The 21,636-nt window shown below is 35.7% G+C and carries 12 protein-coding genes, 2 tRNA genes, 3 rRNA genes and 1 pseudogene; 7 read left to right on the forward strand and 11 right to left on the reverse strand.

Annotated elements, in window-relative coordinates:
* The first annotated feature begins 320 nt into the window (after positions 1 to 320).
* The gene (locus IHE43_RS07435) at positions 321 to 1,580 is read left to right on the forward strand and encodes an asparagine synthetase B (protein ID WP_192187346.1); all 1,260 of its coding nucleotides are present in this window, start codon (positions 321 to 323) and stop codon (positions 1,578 to 1,580) included.
* A gap of 1 nt (position 1,581) precedes the next feature.
* Here the strand turns inward: IHE43_RS07435 and IHE43_RS07440 are convergent, their stop codons facing one another.
* From IHE43_RS07440 to thrS, 10 genes are all read right to left on the reverse strand, one after another.
* Entirely contained in the window at positions 1,582 to 2,385 is an 804-nt protein-coding gene (locus IHE43_RS07440) for an endonuclease/exonuclease/phosphatase family protein (protein ID WP_192187347.1), read from the reverse strand.
* A 570-nt stretch (positions 2,386 to 2,955) separates the two neighbouring features.
* On the reverse strand, positions 2,956 to 3,624 hold the full coding sequence (locus IHE43_RS07445) for a response regulator (protein ID WP_192187348.1): 669 nt from the start codon (positions 3,622 to 3,624) through the stop codon (positions 2,956 to 2,958).
* Between the two features lie 8 nt (positions 3,625 to 3,632).
* Positions 3,633 to 5,402 carry a tetratricopeptide repeat-containing sensor histidine kinase gene (locus IHE43_RS07450; RefSeq protein WP_192187349.1) on the reverse strand — a complete coding sequence of 590 codons (1,770 nt, stop codon included), beginning with the start codon at positions 5,400 to 5,402 and terminating at the stop codon, positions 3,633 to 3,635.
* Positions 5,402 to 7,126 carry a tetratricopeptide repeat-containing sensor histidine kinase gene (locus IHE43_RS07455; RefSeq protein WP_192187350.1) on the reverse strand — a complete coding sequence of 575 codons (1,725 nt, stop codon included), beginning with the start codon at positions 7,124 to 7,126 and terminating at the stop codon, positions 5,402 to 5,404. Before IHE43_RS07455 ends, IHE43_RS07450 begins: the two co-directional genes overlap by 1 nt.
* Before the next feature lie 168 nt (positions 7,127 to 7,294).
* Positions 7,295 to 7,729 (reverse strand): carboxymuconolactone decarboxylase family protein, encoded by a 435-nt coding sequence (locus IHE43_RS07460; protein ID WP_192187351.1) that lies wholly within the window; start codon positions 7,727 to 7,729, stop codon positions 7,295 to 7,297.
* A gap of 78 nt (positions 7,730 to 7,807) precedes the next feature.
* The gene (locus tag IHE43_RS07465) at positions 7,808 to 8,380 is read right to left on the reverse strand and encodes a Crp/Fnr family transcriptional regulator (RefSeq protein ID WP_192187352.1); all 573 of its coding nucleotides are present in this window, start codon (positions 8,378 to 8,380) and stop codon (positions 7,808 to 7,810) included.
* A gap of 147 nt (positions 8,381 to 8,527) precedes the next feature.
* On the reverse strand, positions 8,528 to 8,872 hold the full coding sequence (gene rplT / locus IHE43_RS07470) for a 50S ribosomal protein L20 (RefSeq protein WP_007810721.1): 345 nt from the start codon (positions 8,870 to 8,872) through the stop codon (positions 8,528 to 8,530).
* A 101-nt stretch (positions 8,873 to 8,973) separates the two neighbouring features.
* Positions 8,974 to 9,171 carry a 50S ribosomal protein L35 gene (gene rpmI / locus IHE43_RS07475; protein ID WP_007810722.1) on the reverse strand — a complete coding sequence of 66 codons (198 nt, stop codon included), beginning with the start codon at positions 9,169 to 9,171 and terminating at the stop codon, positions 8,974 to 8,976.
* Between the two features lie 134 nt (positions 9,172 to 9,305).
* The gene (infC, locus tag IHE43_RS07480) at positions 9,306 to 9,857 is read right to left on the reverse strand and encodes a translation initiation factor IF-3 (RefSeq protein WP_072974136.1); all 552 of its coding nucleotides are present in this window, start codon (positions 9,855 to 9,857) and stop codon (positions 9,306 to 9,308) included.
* A gap of 22 nt (positions 9,858 to 9,879) precedes the next feature.
* Positions 9,880 to 11,826 (reverse strand): threonine--tRNA ligase, encoded by a 1,947-nt coding sequence (gene thrS, locus IHE43_RS07485; RefSeq protein WP_192187353.1) that lies wholly within the window; start codon positions 11,824 to 11,826, stop codon positions 9,880 to 9,882.
* 1,162 nt (positions 11,827 to 12,988) lie between these two features.
* Here thrS and IHE43_RS07490 point away from each other — a divergent pair.
* The 6 genes from IHE43_RS07490 (at position 12,989) to pafA (ending at position 20,263) form a co-directional block, all read left to right on the forward strand.
* Positions 12,989 to 14,503, forward strand: a 16S ribosomal RNA gene (locus tag IHE43_RS07490).
* A 123-nt stretch (positions 14,504 to 14,626) separates the two neighbouring features.
* A tRNA-Ile gene (locus IHE43_RS07495) sits at positions 14,627 to 14,700 on the forward strand.
* 92 nt (positions 14,701 to 14,792) lie between these two features.
* Positions 14,793 to 14,866 (forward strand) — tRNA-Ala (locus tag IHE43_RS07500).
* Positions 14,867 to 15,057: 191 nt separating this feature from the next.
* Positions 15,058 to 17,941 (forward strand): 23S ribosomal RNA (locus IHE43_RS07505).
* A 181-nt stretch (positions 17,942 to 18,122) separates the two neighbouring features.
* Positions 18,123 to 18,232: ribosomal RNA gene (gene rrf / locus IHE43_RS07510) — 5S ribosomal RNA — on the forward strand.
* Together the 16S, 23S and 5S rRNA genes with 2 tRNA genes alongside form the textbook arrangement of a ribosomal RNA operon.
* 414 nt (positions 18,233 to 18,646) lie before the next feature.
* The gene (pafA, locus tag IHE43_RS07515) at positions 18,647 to 20,263 is read left to right on the forward strand and encodes an alkaline phosphatase PafA (protein ID WP_192187354.1); all 1,617 of its coding nucleotides are present in this window, start codon (positions 18,647 to 18,649) and stop codon (positions 20,261 to 20,263) included.
* A gap of 127 nt (positions 20,264 to 20,390) precedes the next feature.
* On the opposite strand, the pseudogene ald reads toward pafA, so the two are convergent.
* Positions 20,391 to 21,510 (reverse strand): annotated as a pseudogene (ald, locus tag IHE43_RS07520) (alanine dehydrogenase).
* Positions 21,511 to 21,636 lie beyond the last annotated feature (126 nt).

Consider the following 21,636-nt stretch of genomic DNA (forward strand, 5'->3'; position numbering starts at 1 on the left):
ATGGATAATACGTAGTACAAAATTATAGTAATCACAAGTATACAGATACCTATTTTTTGTAAAAGATTAAGCCCTTTAGGCTGGTTATTACTTTCATTAAACTTCATGTATTCGCTTTTCATCGATTAATATTTGAATGATTTGAGTGACCAAATGTAAGTAGAATTTCGTTTTGTGAAATAGGTGTTTTTACGTGTTTTTACATTAAAAAAATCTAAAGCAAATGATCATTTCTTTATTCAGTATTTCTCCTTTAAAAACACTTAAGCCTATTGTGTTTTTTAATGCTTCCTTTATATCTTTACTAAAATAATTTTCTAATGTATAAGAGTTCAATCTATATTTTCATTCTGTTGCTTTCTTTTACGGCAAAAGCTTCATTCATTTTACTTCCAATGGATGAAACGACGCAACAAAATCACCTGAAAGCGTACGGAATTACATATTGGTGCTTAAGTAAAGATTATAAGGCTAGTTGGTTACTCAATTATCGGGGAGGTTCATTTTTATTACCAGATGCAGAAGAGATTCGTAAAGAGTGTCAGATTCGGGGCGTAAGTTTTGAAATACTTTCAGATAGTGAAGAAGCTTCTATTTTAAATGAAATTTCAAGTCCATCACAAAACATGGAATCCGTAATTCTTGAAAAAGCACCAAAAATTGCTGTATATACTCCAAAAGGAAAGCAGCCTTGGGATGACGCCGTAACACTTGTGCTGACTTATGCCGAAATCCCTTTTACGCCAATTTATGATGAAGAGGTTTTAAGTGATCAATTATTACTTTATGATTGGTTACACTTACATCATGAAGATTTTACAGGGCAGTATGGGAAATTTTATGCTGCTTATAAAAACACACCCTGGTACATTGATCAGAAAAAAGATGCAGAAGCATTGGCAACAAAATTAGGTTATGCTAAAGTTTCTCAGGAAAAAGGTGCTGTTGCAAAAAAAATTAGAGATTTTGTTATTGGCGGAGGATTCATGTTTGCAATGTGTTCTGCTACTGATAGTTTTGATATTGCACTTGCAGCTGATGGAGTGGATATTTGCGAAGCAATGTTTGATGGTGATGCCAGTGACTCCAATTATCAGGCAAAATTGAATTACGGAAATTCGTTTGCTTTTAAAGATTTTACACTAGAGAGAAGACCCGAACAATATGAATTTTCAGATATTGATATGACATTAAAGCGTAAAATTCCTGTACAAAAAGATTATTTTTCGCTAATGGAATTTTCTGCAAAATGGGATCCAATTCCTAGTATGTTGTGTCAGAACCATACACAATTAGTAAAGGGATTTATGGGACAAACAACATCATTTGATTCTGCATTTGTAAAATCGAATATATTAATAATGGGTAGTTGCGAACTTAATGGCGAAGCCAGATATATTCACGGCGAAAAAGGGAAGGGAATGTTTACCTTTTTTGGAGGACATGATCCTGAAGATTTTCAGCACCAGGTTGGAGATCCGCCAACAGTTTTAGATTTACATCCAAATTCTCCAGGATACCGATTAATTTTAAATAATGTTTTATTCCCTGCGGCAAAGAAGAAAAAACTTAAAACATAGTTTACTTTAACGAAAACTCAAACCAAATCGGAATATGATCTGATATTTTTCGGGCTTCTTGTAAAGAATTAAAAGTTTTATAGAAAGGTATTACACCTGAATTTTTATATTCTAGAGAATTTAACTTATAAAAAATATTGTCAAACTCTGATGCCAGGCAATTGTTATTTTTGCATTTATGTTTTAACGACGTTTTTTGATTTTGTAAAATAGAGGCATATCCTGTTTTTTTTAGTGGATTAAAAACCGAATGCGATTGAGGGCAGTTAAAATCTCCTATAAAAACTAAATTCAAACTGGGATATTCAGCAGGTAGAAATTTAAAGTATTTAATTTCTGTTTCTGGCTGTTTGTTTTTTGTAATGGCATGAAAGTTAACTAAAGTAATTGTTTTTTGGTCAATTTCGAAAGTAGCAAAGTAAGGTTCTCGGTCAATTTCTAAATGATATTTTTTTTCAAGCCACGGATTACCTTTTAATTTTATCTTTTTGACTTTCCAAATAAAAGCGTAACGTTCCTTTTTGTAACTATTACCAGTAGTTGGATTACTAACTATATAATCCCATTTTGAGCCTTTTTCATTCAATATTCTATTTAGTTCTGCAATAGCCTGTGTACCACCGTAACCTGCAACAACCTCTTGAATTGCAATTATATCATAATTAAGAATAGTGTTGGCGATAAAATTTAATTCATCACTAGATTTTGATTTTCCAAAATTTTCTAAATTCCAGGAAAGGATTTTAGTTTGTGAAAAAGAGAGGATGCTAAAAAGTAGGAGAACAAAACTTAAGATGTTTTTCATGCAGAATTTAAAAAATCAAATATAAGTAAATTAAAAATGGGTCATATTTTAATTACTCTAATTTTTACATGTTGTTTAAAGTGAAAAATCTATTTGAGAGAATGCTTTTTCTGTTGTGTAGTTTTTAATTTTTCCTTGATGACTCTTTGGAATCATTATTTCTGTTTTGGAACTATACCAATGCAACATAAGAATAATGCATAATAATATAATTAAAAAGCATTTTTTCATATCTAATGAAAGTTGATTGAAAATAACTTGTTAATGTTTCTTGTATCTATTTTTTAACGCGGTTGAAATAATAATAATTTGTAAAACAAGAAGTGCCGGAATAAAAATAATCTTCCAGTCAACTTCAAGCCAACCCGATTTTTCAGAGACGAAAGCAAAACTTACTGAAAGAAAGATACATAGTAGCATAGTTTTCATAATGATTTTGTTTTTGGTTGTATTAATTTTTGAGATAAAATTAATTTGGAATTTAGGTTTCATTGGTTGGTTAATAGATTCAAACAAATTTATAAGGATAAAAAACCATTTCCTTACGGGAATCCGTAAAGAAGATGAAATTTATACTAAGCCGAAATCTTTAGCAATAGCAATTAAGTGTACATTATTGTTGGCTTTAAAGTATATCTTTAATTTATTGATTCTTTTTTCTATGCTACTTGTTCCATTAGGAGTAATCGAAGAAGATTTAAATTCACTTGAAATGCTTTCTAATATATATCCCTGCGCTAGTAATTTCAGAATTGAAATATCATAGGATTCAATTTCAATCAAAGCTTTATCGTTAAAACTAAACGATAAGTCAGACGATAAAATTTTTTCTTCTCCTCTAAAAGTACCTTCAACAGCTTTTCTTAGTTCATTTATACTGTTTCGTCCCTTTGAAACATATGCATTTATTCCTAAATCATTAAAAAGCGATTTAATTCGGTATGTTTTGTCTTCAATTGAAAATACAATCTTTTTTAGTGAAGGTTGTACTTCATTGATTGCCTCAATAAGTTCTTCACCACCAGAAAGTTCTGTTTTGCGATGGTCTGATTTGAATGATAAATCACTAATTAATAAATCATAAGGCTCGTTGTCATTGAGGCCTTTCTTTATCTTTAATAAACCATCATCGCAATATTTTACATGATGTATTGTTGGTATTTTTAAATCTTCAAGTACTTGTATAACAGCTATACTTATACTATCTAAATCTTCGGCTACTAAAACTTTTTTAAACATATTATATTTTATAAAGGAAAAGTGAAACTTATTTTAAAACCCTTTTGTGAATTATTGCCAAAAATAATAGTTCCGTTGATAGTTTTAATACGGCTTTCCACATTTTGGAGACCATTTTTTAAAATTAATGTGTTATTTTTAATTCCCACGCCATTATCAATGTAAATAACCTGTAAATTTTTATTCTTTATATTGAATGAAATGCTTGCCAGACTTGCTTCGCTGTGTTTTTTCATGTTAACAAATAACTCTTGAAGAATCCTGTAAAGAATTATTTTTTTATTTCTTTCTATTTCATTCCAACGAATTGTATCAAAGCCATTTATTAAGATATTTGTTTCTGGAGATTTGTGTCCTGAAATCATTTCTTTTACTGCCAGGGGATAATTTTTATCTGTTGAGATATTACTGTTTTCCTTAGAAATATTCCTTGTTCTGAAATAAATAGTATCTAAATTATTTAATAATTTTTCTTTATTATCTTCTTTTTCAAGATCTTTAGTTTCGGCAAAAGCTATAGTTTGATAAACATCATCGGCCAGCTCATCATGTAATTTTTTAGAAATTCGTATTTCACTGCTAAAAATGGCGTCATTTTTTTCCTTTTTACTTTTTGAAGTTAAATGAAAATAAAGGAATAAAATGACTCCCAAAACAAAAGCTATTATTACATACGAAACTATAATTCTGTTCTTCTGCCTTTCCAATTGTAAATTATTTTCTATTTTTATAGCTTTAAGCTGTAAGTTTTCGGCTCTGTCTTTATTAAAGTTATATTTGATATTAGAGAATTGGTTTTTTATTTTGTTGTTGGCAAGATTTAAACTGTCAACGAGATGGATGTATTTTAATGAATATTTTTTTAAATCAGTTCCTTCGCTACTTTTGACCAATAATGCTAAACTGCGAACTTTTTCCATGTTATTATTTGTTTCCGAAGCATAATCATAAGCCTTTTTAGCATATTCGTTTGCCAGGATCCGATTACTTTTTTGAAAAAATGAAGAAAGATGTTTATATGAAGTTGATAATCCATCATTATTTTGAGGCTGTAAACGTATTTTTAACCCTTCGTAATAGCAAGCTAATGCCTTTTTAGGTTCATTAAGTTTATAGTAGCAGTATCCCAAATTGTCTATTATATAAGCGTAGTCGTTATTATTTGCTGCATCATAGCTTGAAATGTTTTTTTGAGAGGCTAATATATTAAGTAGCATTGCTGCTTCCTTATATTTATATTGTTCCATATAAACAGCGACTAAGTTATTTATGGCGAGACTTTTCCTCCAGACACTTGTATTTAAATGAATTGCTTTTTTGAAATAGAGAATAGCATTCTTGTTATCAAAACTCTGCGTGTAATTTATACCGAGTAAATTATATACGATCCAGGAATATCGAGGATTATTTAGGTCCTTTAGATAGGGGAGTGCTTCAGTTGCACTTGCTTCACTCGCAATATAATTAGATTGTTTTTGATAGATTTCTGCTATACATGATAAAGCATACACATAATCTGTAGTATTTGTCTTAGGGTCGCATAAAGATTTGACTTTATTGTAAGTATATATCGCACTATCTTTTTTATCGGTTTCAAAATAGATATCAGCAATATCTGTAAGTCTTTTTATTTCTTCTGTATGATCTGGTTTTTGTTTTACTACTGTTTTCCTTTGATAAAAGTTTACAAACAATATAGCTATTAATAATAAAGTCAGTATTATTAGCAAATATTTGAGAAGTGTCTTTTTTGAAAAATAATAAAGATGTTTTTTCATTACAATGGAAATTTAATGAAAACCTTGAAACCTTTTTCAGGTGCAGTATCAATATCAATTTCTCCTTTTATACTAAGGATGCGATTTTCTACATTATGTAAGCCATTTTTGAAAATTATATTATATACATCAATACCCTTTCCATTGTCGGTATAGTTTATAATAACGCTTTTATCTGTTTTTTTAAAATTAATCCCGACCAAAGTAGCATTACTGTGCTTTTTCATATTTACAAGCAATTCTTGTAAAACTCTATAAACCGTAATTTTTTTATTTTTTTCGATTTCACTCCACGGAATAGATTCTATATCATTTAATAAAAGATTAGTATTCGCAGTATTAAAACGGGAAATCATTTCTTTTAAATAAAAAGTATATTTTTCAGAGGTAATTATAGGGCTGTTTTCCTTTGAAATATCCCGTGTTCTTAAATATATAGCATCTAAATTAGTTAGTAACTGCTCTTTGTTTTCAGATAGTGCAAGATTTTTATTCTCCGCGAAAGCCATAGTATGATAGATGTCATTGGCAAGTTCGTCATGCAGCTTCTTTGCGATTCTCGTTTCGCTTTTATATGTGGCTTCAATTTTTTCTCTGTTCCCTCTTGAAGTTAAATAGAAATATAAAACTACAATCAAACTTAAACTTAAGGCAATTAGAATATACGAAATGATATTTTGATTCTTTTGTCTTTCCAATTGTAACTCATTTTCAGCTTTATAGGTTTTTAATTTTAAATTCTCGTCTTTTTCTTTTTTAGTGTCATACTTAATTTTTGCAAACTGATTTTTTGCTTTTTGTCTTACTTCTGTAATGCTATCGTTTAAATGAATATATAAGAGCGAGTATTTTTTTAATTCACTGTTAGTACTATGATTTATTAATAAATTTAAAGAAGACATTCTGCCATCTATTTGATTTGTTCTGGTATATTTCTCATAACTATGAAGCATATATTTTTTAGCTAATGGTAAATTATTTTCCAGATGGAATTGCGCCAAATTATGATAGCTTGAAGCAAGGCCAACATTATCATTAATTTCGGTCCTTATTTTAAAAGCTTTGTTTAGATACGAGAGAGCTTTCTGATCTTTTATTTTTAAATAGCAAAAACCTATATTGTCAAGTGCTCTGGCATAATCTTCATCAAATTTTTTTATGCCATCCGTTTTTAATAAGTTCTCAAAAATAAGTATGGCTTTTGTATATTTTTTTTGCTGAATATAAGTATTAGCTATATTGTTGAAGGCAGCAGCCTTTCTCCATTTTGTGGTTTTTAAAGCAAGGGCTTTGTTAAAATAGTTTAAAGCTGCATTATAATCGTATGTATTTAAAAAATTGATTCCTAATATAACGTACGTGTTCCAGGCGTGTTTAGGATTTTTTATATATTTTAAATAAGGAATTGCTTCTGTAACTGTAGATTCACTTCCGGAAAAATCACCTCTATTTTGTTGAATGTCTGCCATTCGGTCTAGTGTACTGACAAAATTTTCCGAATCAGTCATCGGATTACAAATTGATTTAGCTTCATTGTAATGATAAAATGCGCTATCAAAGTTTTTTTTATCATAAAACTTATCAGCAATAATGATTAACTTATCGACCTGTGCTTTAGTATTTTTTGTTACGACAATAGTAGTATGTTTCTTTTTTTGACAAGAAAACAGGATAAAAAATAGTATTGTAATGTAAAGAATTGCTTGGGGCCTTTTTGTAATCATGAGCCAAAAATAAAAAATTTTAATTCTTACGTACACGTATAAATACGGTATTTTAAATTATTGCAAAAATTATAATTTTTTTATTCTCATTTACAAGTACATACAAACAAGCCCTCTGGCATGAGGGCTTGTGTTTGCTTGAATGTTGTAAAATTTATCTTTATAAAATTATGAAGCTCTCATTCCTGTGGTAACACCAATTCGATTCCATGCATTTATGGTAATAATCATCATAATGATTTCTGCAAGGTATTTTTCGTCAAATAATCGAGCCGCATTTTGATATACTTCATCAGAAACATGATTACTGATCATAGTTACCTGTTCAGTTAAAGCTAGAATAGCTTTTTCTTCTTCAGTATATACATCAGCTTCGCGCCAGGCACTTAATAAATAGATCCATTGTTCAGATACCCCATATTTTCGGGCATCGGCTGTATGCATATTAATACAATAGGCACAGCCATTTATTTGTGAAGCACGAATTTTAATTAATTCTTTATGTACAGATGTTAATGAAGTAGTAGAAATATATTTTTCTAAATTCATCATGGCTTGGTAGGCTTGTGGGGCAACTGTTGGGATAACGATTCTTGGTGTCATTTTGTGTGTTTTTAAAGTTTGATACAAAGTTGAGGGATATCTGCTTTAAAAAACTTGAACTACTTCAAGAAATTAGGATCATACTTTTCCAGCTCTGATTTTACTCATAAATTCAGCCGAAAAGTCTAAATAAGAAGCAATCATATATTGTGGAACGCGCTGTACAAATTCAGGAAAATGATTATTGAAATGATGGTATCGTTCTTCAGCTGACATAGTAAATAAGAATTTAATTCGCATTTGCATAGCACCAAAAGATTTTTGAGATACAATTCTAAAGTAACGTTCCAATTTCGGAATTTGAATTAGCAGAGCTTCAAGTGTAGGTTTTTCAATAGCAATGACTTCTGAGTTCTCCACAGCCTGAATGTAGAAGTGAGAAGGTGTGTGGTTGTGATAACTTAATAAATCAGTAATCCACCAGTTCTCAATACCAAATTGAAGAGTCTGTTCACTTCCCTTGATATTTATGATATATTGTCTCATACAGCCTTTAACAATAAAGTACATCGTATTGCAAACCTGTCCTTCCTTTAGGGTATGTTCTTTCTTTTTTATTTTAGAAAGTTGTAGGCATGATTCTAAAGTATCGATCTCCGAAGGGTCTAAAGTGATGAATTTTTCGATATGTCGAAAAAGTGCGTCGTGCATATTTTTTGATTTAGTACAAATTTACTTTTAAAATTCAATTTCTAAAAGATGTAAAAAAAATGAAACTGGTTTAAAACAAAAAACCATTCGCATTGCGAATGGTTTTTCTATGATAAGTAAGTAATCTAAATTGAGTTTATAAAACGTTTATTTTACTTTATTAAGTATTGCTTTGAAAGCTTCAGGGTGGTTCATAGCTAAATCTGCAAGAACTTTACGGTTCAATTCGATTCCGTTAGCTTTAACTTTACCCATGAATTGAGAATAAGACATTCCTTCTAATCTAGCTCCAGCGTTGATACGTTGAATCCATAATGCACGGAAATTTCTTTTGTTTTGTTTTCTATCGCGGTAAGCGTAGCACATTGCTTTCTCTACTGCATTCTTAGCAACTGTCCAAACGTTTTTACGTCTACCAAAGAAACCTTTGGCTTGCTTCATTATTTTTTTTCTTCTTGCTCTTTTAGCAACTGAATTTACCGATCTTGGCATAATTTTAATGTGTTTTTGTAGCAGGCGTCCTGAATTGAATCAAAGGAACTTAAAAGCCATACTCCAAGGTTATATAAATAATTTTTTAACCTAAAGAATTATTAGATAATTCTTAATTGTTGTTTGATGCTTTTCATATCTGTAGAGTGAACTAGCGCTGAGTGTGTCAAAGCTAATTTACGTTTTTTAGATTTTTTAGTCAAGATGTGACTTTTAAAAGCATGCTTTCTTTTAATCTTTCCAGAACCAGTAACTTTGAAACGTTTCTTGGCGCTAGATTTTGTTTTCATTTTAGGCATTTTTCCTAGTGTTTTAATTTATTCTTACTTACTTATATCTTCAAAAGCTTTAGGCTTTAGGCTTTAAGCTTTAGGCAAAAGTTTAAATCAACTATTTGCTTAAAGCTTATTGCTTATTGCTTAGAGCAAATAATTTATTTCTTTTTCTTCGGAGCAATGAACATAATCATTCTCTTACCTTCTAAAACTGGCATAGCTTCCACTTTACCATGTTCTTCTAAATCTGTAGCCAAACGTAGTAATAAAATCTGTCCCTGATCTTTATAGATGATAGAACGTCCTTTAAAGAATACGAATGCTTTTAATTTAGCACCCTCTTTTAAGAATTTTTCAGCATTCTTTCTTTTAAATTCATAATCATGCTCATCTGTTTGAGGACCAAAACGAATTTCTTTTACTACAACTTGCGTAGACTTAGCTTTTAAAACCTTATCACGTTTCTTTTGTTCGTAAACAAATTTCTTGTAATCCATGATTTTGCAAACCGGCGGCTCAGCATTTGGTGAGATTTCAACCAAATCCAATTCGAATTGATCTGCTAAACGTAAAGCTTCAGCAAGCTTAAATACACCCGGTTCGATGTTTTCACCTACTAATCTTACTTCTTGTACACCACGAATATTATTGTTTATTCTGTGTGCATCCTTTTTTTCTACTCGAGGTTGATAACCTCTGTTGCTTCTTATTGCTATGACTTTATAATTTAAGTTAAACTGTAAAAACTTTTAATGTCTTTTTTATTTCTTCGTCTACAATTGCGACAAATTCATTAATTGTAACTGTAATATTCCCTTTTCCTTCTTGACCATGACGACGAATAGAAATAGTTCCGTTTTTCTCTTCTTCCTCACCAACAATCAGCATAAATGGTATTTTTTGCATTTCTGCATCTCTAATTTTCTTACCAATTGTCTCACTTCTGTTGTCAATTAGGGCGCGAATTTCGTGATTTTCTAGCAAATCTAAAACTTTTTTAGCATAAATTTCGTATTTCTCGCTCAAAGACAAGATTATAGCCTGTTCAGGCATTAGCCAAAGTGGGAAATTTCCTGCAGTGTGTTCTAGTAAAATTGCGATAAATCGTTCCATCGACCCAAAAGGAGCTCTGTGGATCATAACAGGGCGATGTAATTCATTATCAGCACCTTTGTATGTCAATTCAAAACGTTCAGGTAAGTTGTAATCCACCTGAATAGTTCCTAATTGCCATTGTCTTCCTAAAGCATCTTTTACCATAAAGTCAAGCTTTGGACCGTAAAAAGCAGCCTCACCATATTCCACTACAGTATTCAATCCTTTGTCAGCTGCAGCATTGATAATCGCATTTTCAGCTTTCTCCCAATTTTCATCAGAACCAATGTATTTCTCTCTGTTTTCCTGATCTCTTAATGAAATTTGAGCAGTAAAATTTTCAAAACCTAATGAACCAAATACATAAAGTACAAGGTCAATTACTTTTTTAAATTCTTCATCCAATTGTTCAGGAGTACAGAAAATATGTGCATCATCCTGAGTAAACCCTCTTACACGAGTTAAGCCGTGCAATTCTCCGGATTGTTCATATCTATATACAGTACCAAATTCAGCATAACGCTTAGGTAAATCTTTATACGACCAAGGTCTTACATTATAGATCTCACAGTGATGAGGACAATTCATAGGTTTTAATAAAAACTCTTCGCCTTCAGCTGGAGTATTGATTGGCTGAAAACTGTCGGCACCGTACTTTGCATAGTGTCCAGAAGTAACATAAAGTTCTTTCTGACCAATATGTGGAGTAACTACTTGCTCGTATCCGGCTTTCTTTTGAGCTTTCTTTAAAAATTGTTCTAAACGATCTCTAAGTGCAGCACCTTTTGGTAACCATAATGGTAAACCTTGCCCAACTTTCTGAGAGAAAGCAAACAATTCAAGTTCTTTACCTAATTTACGGTGATCACGACGTTTTGCTTCCTCAAGAAGTTCAAGATATTCAGTCAAATCTTTTTGTTTCGGAAAAGATGTTCCATAAACACGAGTCAACTGTTTGTTTTTCTCGTCGCCTCTCCAGTAAGCACCGGCAACGCTCATGATTTTAAAAGCTTTGATAATTCCAGTATTCGGAATATGTCCACCGCGACATAAATCAGTAAAAGTCGAATGATCACAAAAAGTAATAGTTCCGTCTTCAAGATTCGAAATCAATTCAGTCTTGTAAACGTTGTCTTTATACATTTCTAATGCATCAGTTTTGCTAACCGGGCGCATTTTGAACTCATGCTTTTCTCTTGAAATCTCAAGAACACGATCTTCGATTTTTTTAAAGTCAGCTTCTACAATCTTTTGATCTTCAAAATCCACATCATAATAAAATCCGTTAGAAATTGCAGGCCCAAGAGTTAATTTAATTCCAGGGTACAATTCTTCAAGGGCCTGCGCCATTACGTGCGAAGTTGAATGCCAGAAAGCTTTTTTGCCTTCTGCATCATTCCAGGTATATAATATAAGACTACCGTCGGTCGTCAATGGAGTTTCGGTTTCTATTGTTGTACCATTAAAAGATGCCGAAATCACGTTTCTTGCAAATCCTTCACTAATGCTTTTAGCAACCTCCATCGGAGTTACGCCAGAAGCAAACTCTCTAATCGACCCATCGGGTAAAGTAATCTTAATCATTGTTTATAATTTTGTGAATGCAAATATAGCGCATTACTAAAATACATACAATATATATATGCATGTTTATACTATATGTATTAGGAATAAATGTAATCTTTAATCTGATGCTGTTTTCTACATATATATAAGGAGGGAAATTGTACTATAATATATAGTACAGAATATATGCGAGAGGCTGAGCGAATGCGAAGTTCATTTCAATTGGAATTTGGATTTTCAAGATTTGGAATTTGTTTAATCAGGAGCTATTTCCCGCTATCCGTTCCAATCTTTTGTGCCGAACCCCGGCACAAAAGGATTTCCACTTCTATCGGGGCTAGGGGAGTTGTTTTCAAAAGAAGTCCTATTTATATATAAGGATACATGTCTTAAAGCATGAAAAGAAGACTTTGTGCCTTGGTGTCCTCTTGGCAAAGGCGGAAAAAGGCAAAAAAGAGCGTAGTATGATATGTTGTAAAGTTCTCAGGAAAGAATGTATTGTAGTGTGAAGTCCATAAAAATGGCATATTCTGAAATAAAAGAATTGAGACAAACACAAACACTACGGAATATTCTTATAAATGATAAAAAACTTGAAAAGCTAAGTTTTGCGTTATCAGAGTGTTAAGAAAAAGTTTTAAAAAAGATTAAAATTATATAATAAAAACCCTTGTAAATGTAAATAAAGGTGTTACTTTTGCACCCGCAACAGCGATAGACGTTCACTGAAATACTGACAGGCATAGGAATAAAGATTGAAAAATTTTTTCAAAAAAAGATTCCAAAAAGCTTGTGAGATTTGAAAACGGATGTTACATTTGCACCCCGCAAACGAAGTTCACCGAACACTTTTTTAGATAAGAGTTAAGTGAGGTAAAACAGGGAAAGTTCATTGATAGATTGGTAGAGTTGAGAAGTAAAAAGGGGATTAAATTTTCTTAAAAAAAACTTCAAAAAACATTTGCCAGTTAGAAATAAGTTTTCTACTTTTGCACCCGCTTTGAGAGACAAGCGAAATTAAAAAGAAGACACGTTCGTAGACATATTGAATTGACAGCCGCTTTAACAGAGATGTTAGAGCAAAAGAATAAAGAGTAAGATAATCGAGAGATTAATTAAATGAACCGATAGAGACTGATTCGCATAATAATTAGCTTTAATTGATTAGAGCAAACAATATACGATGAAGAGTTTGATCCTGGCTCAGGATGAACGCTAGCGGCAGGCTTAACACATGCAAGTCGAGGGGTATTTATCTTCGGATAGAGAGACCGGCGCACGGGTGCGTAACGCGTATGCAATCTACCTTTTACAGAGGGATAGCCCAGAGAAATTTGGATTAATACCTCATAGTATAGCTGAATCGCATGATTCTACTATTAAAGTCACAACGGTAAAAGATGAGCATGCGTCCCATTAGCTAGTTGGTAAGGTAACGGCTTACCAAGGCTACGATGGGTAGGGGTCCTGAGAGGGAGATCCCCCACACTGGTACTGAGACACGGACCAGACTCCTACGGGAGGCAGCAGTGAGGAATATTGGACAATGGGCGCAAGCCTGATCCAGCCATGCCGCGTGCAGGATGACGGTCCTATGGATTGTAAACTGCTTTTATACGAGAAGAAACACTGCTTCGTGAAGCAGCTTGACGGTATCGTAAGAATAAGGATCGGCTAACTCCGTGCCAGCAGCCGCGGTAATACGGAGGATCCAAGCGTTATCCGGAATCATTGGGGTTTAAAGGGTCCGTAGGCGGTTTAATAAGTCAGTGGTGAAAGCCCATCGCTCAACGGTGGAACGGCCATTGATACTGTTAAACTTGAATTATTAGGAAGTAACTAGAATATGTAGTGTAGCGGTGAAATGCTTAGAGATTACATGGAATACCAATTGCGAAGGCAGGTTACTACTAATGGATTGACGCTGATGGACGAAAGCGTGGGTAGCGAACAGGATTAGATACCCTGGTAGTCCACGCCGTAAACGATGGATACTAGCTGTTGGGAGCAATCTCAGTGGCTAAGCGAAAGTGATAAGTATCCCACCTGGGGAGTACGTTCGCAAGAATGAAACTCAAAGGAATTGACGGGGGCCCGCACAAGCGGTGGAGCATGTGGTTTAATTCGATGATACGCGAGGAACCTTACCAAGGCTTAAATGTAGATTGACCGGTTTGGAAACAGATCTTTCGCAAGACAATTTACAAGGTGCTGCATGGTTGTCGTCAGCTCGTGCCGTGAGGTGTCAGGTTAAGTCCTATAACGAGCGCAACCCCTGTTGTTAGTTGCCAGCGAGTCATGTCGGGAACTCTAACAAGACTGCCAGTGCAAACTGTGAGGAAGGTGGGGATGACGTCAAATCATCACGGCCCTTACGCCTTGGGCTACACACGTGCTACAATGGCCGGTACAGAGAGCAGCCACTGGGCGACCAGGAGCGAATCTATAAAACCGGTCACAGTTCGGATCGGAGTCTGCAACTCGACTCCGTGAAGCTGGAATCGCTAGTAATCGGATATCAGCCATGATCCGGTGAATACGTTCCCGGGCCTTGTACACACCGCCCGTCAAGCCATGGAAGCTGGGGGTGCCTGAAGTCGGTGACCGCAAGGAGCTGCCTAGGGTAAAACTGGTAACTAGGGCTAAGTCGTAACAAGGTAGCCGTACCGGAAGGTGCGGCTGGAACACCTCCTTTCTAGAGCCCCAATTGTTAGTGCTTGCACACGATGGGGAAAAAAGAAGAAGCTCTATAGGATTATAATTTTAAGACTATTTTACTCTTGCTGTTAGTTCAAATAATAAATTTTAAGAATAAGAGTGTCTCGTAGCTCAGCTGGTTAGAGTACTACACTGATAATGTAGGGGTCGACAGTTCGAGTCTGTCCGAGACAACTATTTTAGTCTTAAAAAAAAGGAAATTTTAGAGGTTGAGTAACCGTTTTAAGTACTGTTAACTGAAAACTGTTAACTGACAACTAAAAAATGGGGGATTAGCTCAGCTGGCTAGAGCGCCTGCCTTGCACGCAGGAGGTCAACGGTTCGACTCCGTTATTCTCCACGATTTTAGTCCTAAAGTCTAAAGTTATAAAGTCCAAAGTGATTCACTTGACGACTTTCGACTTTTGACCTTCGACTAAATAAAGTTCATTGACATATTGAGATAAGAAAATAATAAAAAGTAGAAAGCGTTTTTTACAATTTATTGTAGAAAACAAAAAAAAACGGTCGTAATTTATTTTATGATTGGTACAATAAGCAAAATAAGGGCGTATGGGGGATGCCTAGGCTCTCAGAGGCGATGAAAGGCGTGATAAGCTGCGAAAAGCTACGGGGACGGGCACACACCGATTGATCCGTAGATACCTGAATGGGGCAACCCACTATGTTGAAGACATAGTACACCGATAGGTGGGCAAACCCGCTGAACTGAAACATCTAAGTAGGCGGAGGAGAAGAAAACAAAAGTGATTCCGTAAGTAGTGGCGAGCGAACGCGGATTAGCCCAAACCAGTGTTGTTACGGCAATGCTGGGGTTGTAGGACCACGACATTTTATGCACAAGGAACCGGAAGTTACTGGAAAGTGACACCAAAGAGGGTGATAGTCCCGTATGGGTAACAAGTGTAATAGATAGTGGTATCCTGAGTAGGGCGGGGCACGTGAAACCCTGTCTGAATTTGGCGGGACCATCCGCTAAGGCTAAATACTCCTGAGAGACCGATAGTGAACCAGTACCGTGAGGGAAAGGTGAAAAGAACCGTGAATAACGGAGTGAAATAGATCCTGAAACCATACGCTTACAAGCGGTCGGAGCCCTTTCGTGGGGTGACGGCGTGCCTTTTGCATAATGAGCCTACGAGTTAACGTTGCTGGCAAGGTTAAGTGGTTAAGCCACGGATCCGTAGCGAAAGCGAGTCTGAATAGGGCGCTTTAGTCAGTAGTGTTAGACGCGAAACCGTGTGATCTACCCATGGGCAGGATGAAGCTGTGGTAACACACAGTGGAGGTCCGAACCGGTTGACGTTGAAAAGTCTTCGGATGACCTGTGGGTAGGGGTGAAAGGCCAATCAAACTCGGAAATAGCTCGTACTCCCCGAAATGCATTTAGGTGCAGCGCTGAATTAAGTTATATAGAGGTAGAGCTACTGATTGGATGCGGGGGCTTCACCGCCTACCAATTCCTGACAAACTCCGAATGCTATATAATGTTTCTCAGCAGTGAGGGCTTGGGTGCTAAGGTCCAAGTCCGAGAGGGAAAGAACCCAGACCATCAGCTAAGGTCCCCAAATATACGCTAAGTTGAAAGAACGAGGTTTGTCTGCCCAGACAGCTAGGATGTTGGCTTGGAAGCAGCCATTCATTTAAAGAGTGCGTAACAGCTCACTAGTCGAGCGGACGAGCATGGATAATAATCGGGCATAAGCGTATTACCGAAGCTATGGATTTACAGGTAACTGTAAGTGGTAGGGGAGCATTCTAACAGGGTTGAAGGTGTATCGTAAGGTATGCTGGACTGGTTAGAAAAGAAAATGTAGGCATAAGTAACGATAATGCGGGCGAGAAACCCGCACACCGAAAAACTAAGGTTTCCACAGCTATGCTAATCAGCTGTGGGTTAGTCTGGTCCTAAGGCGAACCCGAAAGGGACAGTCGATGGCTAACGGGTTAATATTCCCGTACTACTAATTACTGTGATGGGGTGACGGAGTGATGAAAGCGCCGCGAACTGACGGAATAGTTCGTTGAAGTACCTACCTATAAGATGCGCAGGCAAATCCACGCGTCTTGGGGAAATACGATAGTACTCGGAGTCTTCGGACAAAGAGATAGTGCGCCTAAGGGCTTCCAAGAAAAACCTCTAAACTTCAGGTAATTAGTACCAGTACCGTAAACCGACACAGGTAGTTGAGGAGAGAATCCTAAGGTGCTCGAGAGATTCATGGCTAAGGAATTAGGCAAAATAGACCCGTAACTTCGGGAGAAGGGTCGCCCTGTAGCAATACAGGGCCGCAGTGAAGAGGTCCAGGCGACTGTTTATCAAAAACACAGGGCTCTGCAAAATCGTAAGATGAAGTATAGGGCCTGACACCTGCCCGGTGCTGGAAGGTTAAGAGGAGATGTTATCTTCGGAGAAGCATTGAATTGAAGCCCCAGTAAACGGCGGCCGTAACTATAACGGTCCTAAGGTAGCGAAATTCCTTGTCGGGTAAGTTCCGACCTGCACGAATGGTGTAACGATCTGGACACTGTCTCAGCCATGAGCTCGGTGAAATTGTAGTAACGGTGAAGATGCCGTTTACCCGCAGTGGGACGAAAAGACCCTGTGCACCTTTACTATAGCTTAGTATTGACCTTGGATAAATGATGTGTAGGATAGGTTGGAGACTGTGAAGTGGCGTCGCCAGGCGTTGTGGAGTCATTGTTGAAATACAACCCTTTGTTTATCTGAGGCCTAACCCCGTTTTGCGGGGGACATTGCTTGGTGGGTAGTTTGACTGGGGTGGTCGCCTCCAAAAGAGTAACGGAGGCTTCTAAAGGTTCCCTCAGTACGCTTGGTAACCGTGCGTAGAGTGCAATGGCATAAGGGAGCTTGACTGAGAGACATACAGGTCGATCAGGTACGAAAGTAGAGCATAGTGATCCGGTGGTTCCGCATGGAAGGGCCATCGCTCAAAGGATAAAAGGTACGCCGGGGATAACAGGCTGATCTCCCCCAAGAGCTCATATCGACGGGGGGGTTTGGCACCTCGATGTCGGCTCGTCACATCCTGGGGCTGGAGAAGGTCCCAAGGGTTGGGCTGTTCGCCCATTAAAGTGGCACGCGAGCTGGGTTCAGAACGTCGTGAGACAGTTCGGTCTCTATCTACTGTGGGCGTTAGAAATTTGAGTGGATCTGATTCTAGTACGAGAGGACCGAATTGGACAAACCTCTAGTGTATCTGTTGTCCCGCCAGGGGCACCGCAGAGTAGCTACGTTTGGAAGGGATAAGCGCTGAAAGCATATAAGCGCGAAACCCACCACAAGATGAGATTTCTTTTAAGGATCGTGGAAGATGACCACGTTGATAGGCTATAGATGTAAAGGCAGTAATGTCATAGTCGAGTAGTACTAATAATCCGTAAGCTTATGTACACCCTTTTCTCTCCCGTCCAAAAGACGGGGGAGAAGAAACTTTCTAATAAATAAAAAACTTTCTTTATCTCAGTATGTTAAGATATTTGCTCGACGCAGAGCAGTCTTTAAGTCGAAAGATTAAAGTCCAAAGTCGAAAGACTTTACAACTTTATGACTTTGGACTTTAGACTAACAACCTTAAGGTGGTTATTGCGGCGGGGCTCACCTCTTCCCATCCCGAACAGAGTAGTTAAGCCCGCCTGCGCAGATGGTACTGCAGTTATGTGGGAGAGTATGTCGTCGCCTTTCTTTTAAAGATCCTCATCATTTACTTGATGGGGATTTTTTTGTTTGCAATACTTTGTGTTTTTTACCGCAAAGAGCGCAAAGTATTTTATCCGGTGTGTTTATTACTGTGTGTATAAGGTTCGCAAAGCCAGCTCTTTAAAAATAAAACCTGTATAAGAGTAGAATTGGAATTTGGGATTTAAGAGTTGGAATTTCTTCTGGAACCTAGACTTCTGGTTTATCCTGAACTGCGTTAGGAATGGGAATACAGCCGACAGCCGACCCGTTGCGGCTGGAAACGCCCAAATTATTATTCTTTCAATAATGTATGATTTCATTTCTGTTAAATTAAAGTCAATTTTGGTTTTTAAATTATAGTCAGCTCTAATTTTTAAATGTGAATCTGTATTTTTGTGTAAATATTATAATTTAAGTATGAAAAAAAGTATTGTATTGTTGACATTGTTTGTTATCTCAAATTTAAGTGCTCAGCAACGCCCTAAGTTGGTTGTAGGTATTGTAGTGGATCAGATGAAAATGGAATATTTATATCGGTTTTCAGATGATTTTTCACCAAATGGATTTAAGAGATTAATGAATAGTGGATATACTTTTCAGAATATGCATTATAATTATATGCCAACTTATACGGCTCCTGGACATGCTTCAATCTATACAGGAACGACACCAGCGACACACGGCATTGTTGGTAACGAATGGTTTAGTAGAACAACTGGGAAAGAAACATACTGTACTGATGATGCTGGTGTAAAAATAGTTGGAGACGGAACAGCTGAAGAAGGTGCAATGTCTCCTAAAAATCTTCAAACCACTACTATTACGGATGAAGTAAGAATGGCAACCAATTTTGAAGGTAAAGTTATTGGAATGAGTCTTAAAGACCGTGGTGCAATTTTGCCAGCGGGTCATTTTGCTAATTGGGCTTTTTGGTACAGTAAAACAGGTTCTTTTATTTCAAGCAGTTTTTACGGTGAAAAATTGCCGGATTGGGTTACTCAATTTAATAATGAGAAACATTACATGTCATATATTAACAAAGGGTGGGATTTGTACAAGCCTGCTTCAACTTACAATGAAAGTTTGTCAGATAATAATCCTTATGAAGGTAAATTGTATGGCAGTGCTGAGCCAGTTTTTCCATATGATTTGAAAACAATGTATGAGAAGAATGATGCCGGAATTTTGAGAGCTACTCCTTATGGGAATGATTTATTAGCTGAGTTTGCTAAAAAAGCTATCGAAAAAGAAGGATTAGGAAAGGATAATATCACCGATTTTTTAACGGTTAGTTTTTCATCAACAGATTATGTTGGACATTTATTAGGGCCACGGTCGATGGAACTTCAGGATACTTATTTAAGATTAGATCAGACTATAGCTGACTTTTTAACTTATTTGGATAAAACAGTTGGAAAAGGGAATTATTTACTTTTCTTAACGGCTGATCATGCAGGTGCTGAAAATGTTATCTATTTGAAAGATCGTAAATACAATGTTGACAATTTTCCGTCAAAGGACTTTAGAAAAAATCTACAGGATTTCTCTACAAAAACTTTTGGTGTTGATTTGCTTTTAAATTATTCTAATTTTAATATTTTCTTTAATAAACAAATAATTAAAGATAAAGGTTTGGAGTTGACAAAAGTGAAACAAGCTTTTAAAGCGTATTTGATTTCACTGCCACAGATAAAAAAAGTGTATACAGAAGAAGAAATTTTATCTAATTCAGGGAATGATTACTATTTAGATTTTGTTGCAAAAGGATATGATGTAACTCAGGATGGTGATATGGTGATCATTAATAAACCTGGAGATATGGAATATTCGGTTACCGGAACATCTCATGGAACACCATATAGCTATGATACTCATGTACCAGCTATTTTTTACGGATGGCACATTAAAAAAGGTGAATCGTATGATAAAAAAGCGATTACTGAAATTGCCCCAACAATCGCTCAAAAAATTAAAGTTGCTTTCCCTAATGGAACAGAAGCAAAGGTAATGCAGGAAGTTTTGGATGCTAAATAATTCTGCTTAAAATAAATTGAAAGCTGTCGTTTGGACAGGCTTTTTTATGCCATAAAAAAAGGCTTTTCAATTAAGAAAAGCCTTTTGAATAGTGTTTATTTAGTAAGCACTTATTATAATGTTAGCTCTATGCGTTTGCTAACACTAATTCTTCGTTAAAAGGAAGGTTCCAAGCCTCTGCAACTCCTTTGTAAAGAATTTTTCCGTTAGCAATGTTTAATCCTTTTTTCAATTCTTCGTTTTCGTTACAAGCTTTTTCCCATCCTTTGTTTGCTAATTGTACAGCATATGGTAAAGTTGCGTTAGTTAAAGCTAGTGTTGATGTATAAGGAACAGCTCCTGGCATATTAGCCACACAGTAGTGAACAATATCATCAATAATAAAAGTTGGGTTTTCGTGTGTTGTAGGAGTACAAGTTTCAATACAACCTCCCTGATCAACAGCAACGTCTACTACTACAGTTCCCGGGCGCATTAATTTAAGCATATCACGAGTGATTAAGTGAGGCGCTTTTGCTCCTGGAATTAAAACAGCACCAACAATTAAATCTGCATCAGCAATTGCTCTTGTGATATTGTAGTGGTTAGACATTTCTGTATTTACGTTTGCCGGCATGATGTCGTCAAGTTGACGTAAACGTGGTAAACTTAAATCCATAATAGTTACCTGAGCACCTAAACCAGCAGCCATTTTTGCAGCCTGAGTTCCTACGATACCTCCACCTAAAACCAATACTTTTGCTGGTGGTACACCTGGAACACCTCCTAAAAGGATTCCTCTTCCTTTTAATGGTTTTTCAAGATATTTTGCTCCTTGTTGAATTGCCATACGACCTGCAACCTCAGACATTGGAACTAATAATGGCAAACTACGATCTGCTTTTTCAACTGTTTCGTATGCTAAACAAACCGCTCCTTTTTCAAGCATTGCATGGGTTAATGGCTCTGATGAAGCAAAGTGAAAATAAGTAAAAAGCAATTGATCCTTTTTGATTAAAGGATATTCAGAAGCAATTGGTTCTTTTACTTTAATAATCATTTCTGCAATAGCATAAACTTCTTCAATAGTTCCTAAAACTACTGCTCCTGCATTTGCATATTCATCATCATTAAATCCGCTTCCTACACCTGCAGTTGCTTGTACATAGACTGTATGACCGTGTTTTTTCATTTCAGAAACACCAGCCGGAGTTAATGCTACACGATTTTCGTTGTTTTTTTATTTCTTTTGGAACACCTATTATCATCTTGTTATATTTTTTTGTTTTTTTCTTGAATTTGTTTTACAAAGCTACTGATAGAGAATATATTATTGATATTGGACTTATAAATAAGAAAATATTATTTTATTTTATACTTTTACAGAAAAATAT

The sequence above is a fragment of the Flavobacterium sp. MDT1-60 genome, assembly GCF_014844035.1.
Classification (GTDB): Bacteria; Bacteroidota; Bacteroidia; order Flavobacteriales; family Flavobacteriaceae; genus Flavobacterium.

Excerpts from the sequence above, each read along its gene's own strand:
- IHE43_RS07435 (WP_192187346.1), top strand. The coding sequence starts at position 321 with ATGTATAAGAGTTCAATCTATATTTTCATTCTGTTGCTTTCTTTTACG.
- IHE43_RS07440 (WP_192187347.1), bottom strand. The coding sequence starts at position 2,385 with ATGAAAAACATCTTAAGTTTTGTTCTCCTACTTTTTAGCATCCTCTCT.
- IHE43_RS07445 (WP_192187348.1), bottom strand. The coding sequence starts at position 3,624 with ATGTTTAAAAAAGTTTTAGTAGCCGAAGATTTAGATAGTATAAGTATA.
- IHE43_RS07450 (WP_192187349.1), bottom strand. The coding sequence starts at position 5,402 with ATGAAAAAACATCTTTATTATTTTTCAAAAAAGACACTTCTCAAATAT.
- IHE43_RS07455 (WP_192187350.1), bottom strand. The coding sequence starts at position 7,126 with ATGATTACAAAAAGGCCCCAAGCAATTCTTTACATTACAATACTATTT.
- IHE43_RS07460 (WP_192187351.1), bottom strand. The coding sequence starts at position 7,729 with ATGACACCAAGAATCGTTATCCCAACAGTTGCCCCACAAGCCTACCAA.
- IHE43_RS07465 (WP_192187352.1), bottom strand. The coding sequence starts at position 8,380 with ATGCACGACGCACTTTTTCGACATATCGAAAAATTCATCACTTTAGAC.
- rplT (WP_007810721.1), bottom strand. The coding sequence starts at position 8,872 with ATGCCAAGATCGGTAAATTCAGTTGCTAAAAGAGCAAGAAGAAAAAAA.
- rpmI (WP_007810722.1), bottom strand. The coding sequence starts at position 9,171 with ATGCCTAAAATGAAAACAAAATCTAGCGCCAAGAAACGTTTCAAAGTT.
- thrS (WP_192187353.1), bottom strand. The coding sequence starts at position 11,826 with ATGATTAAGATTACTTTACCCGATGGGTCGATTAGAGAGTTTGCTTCT.
- pafA (WP_192187354.1), top strand. The coding sequence starts at position 18,647 with ATGAAAAAAAGTATTGTATTGTTGACATTGTTTGTTATCTCAAATTTA.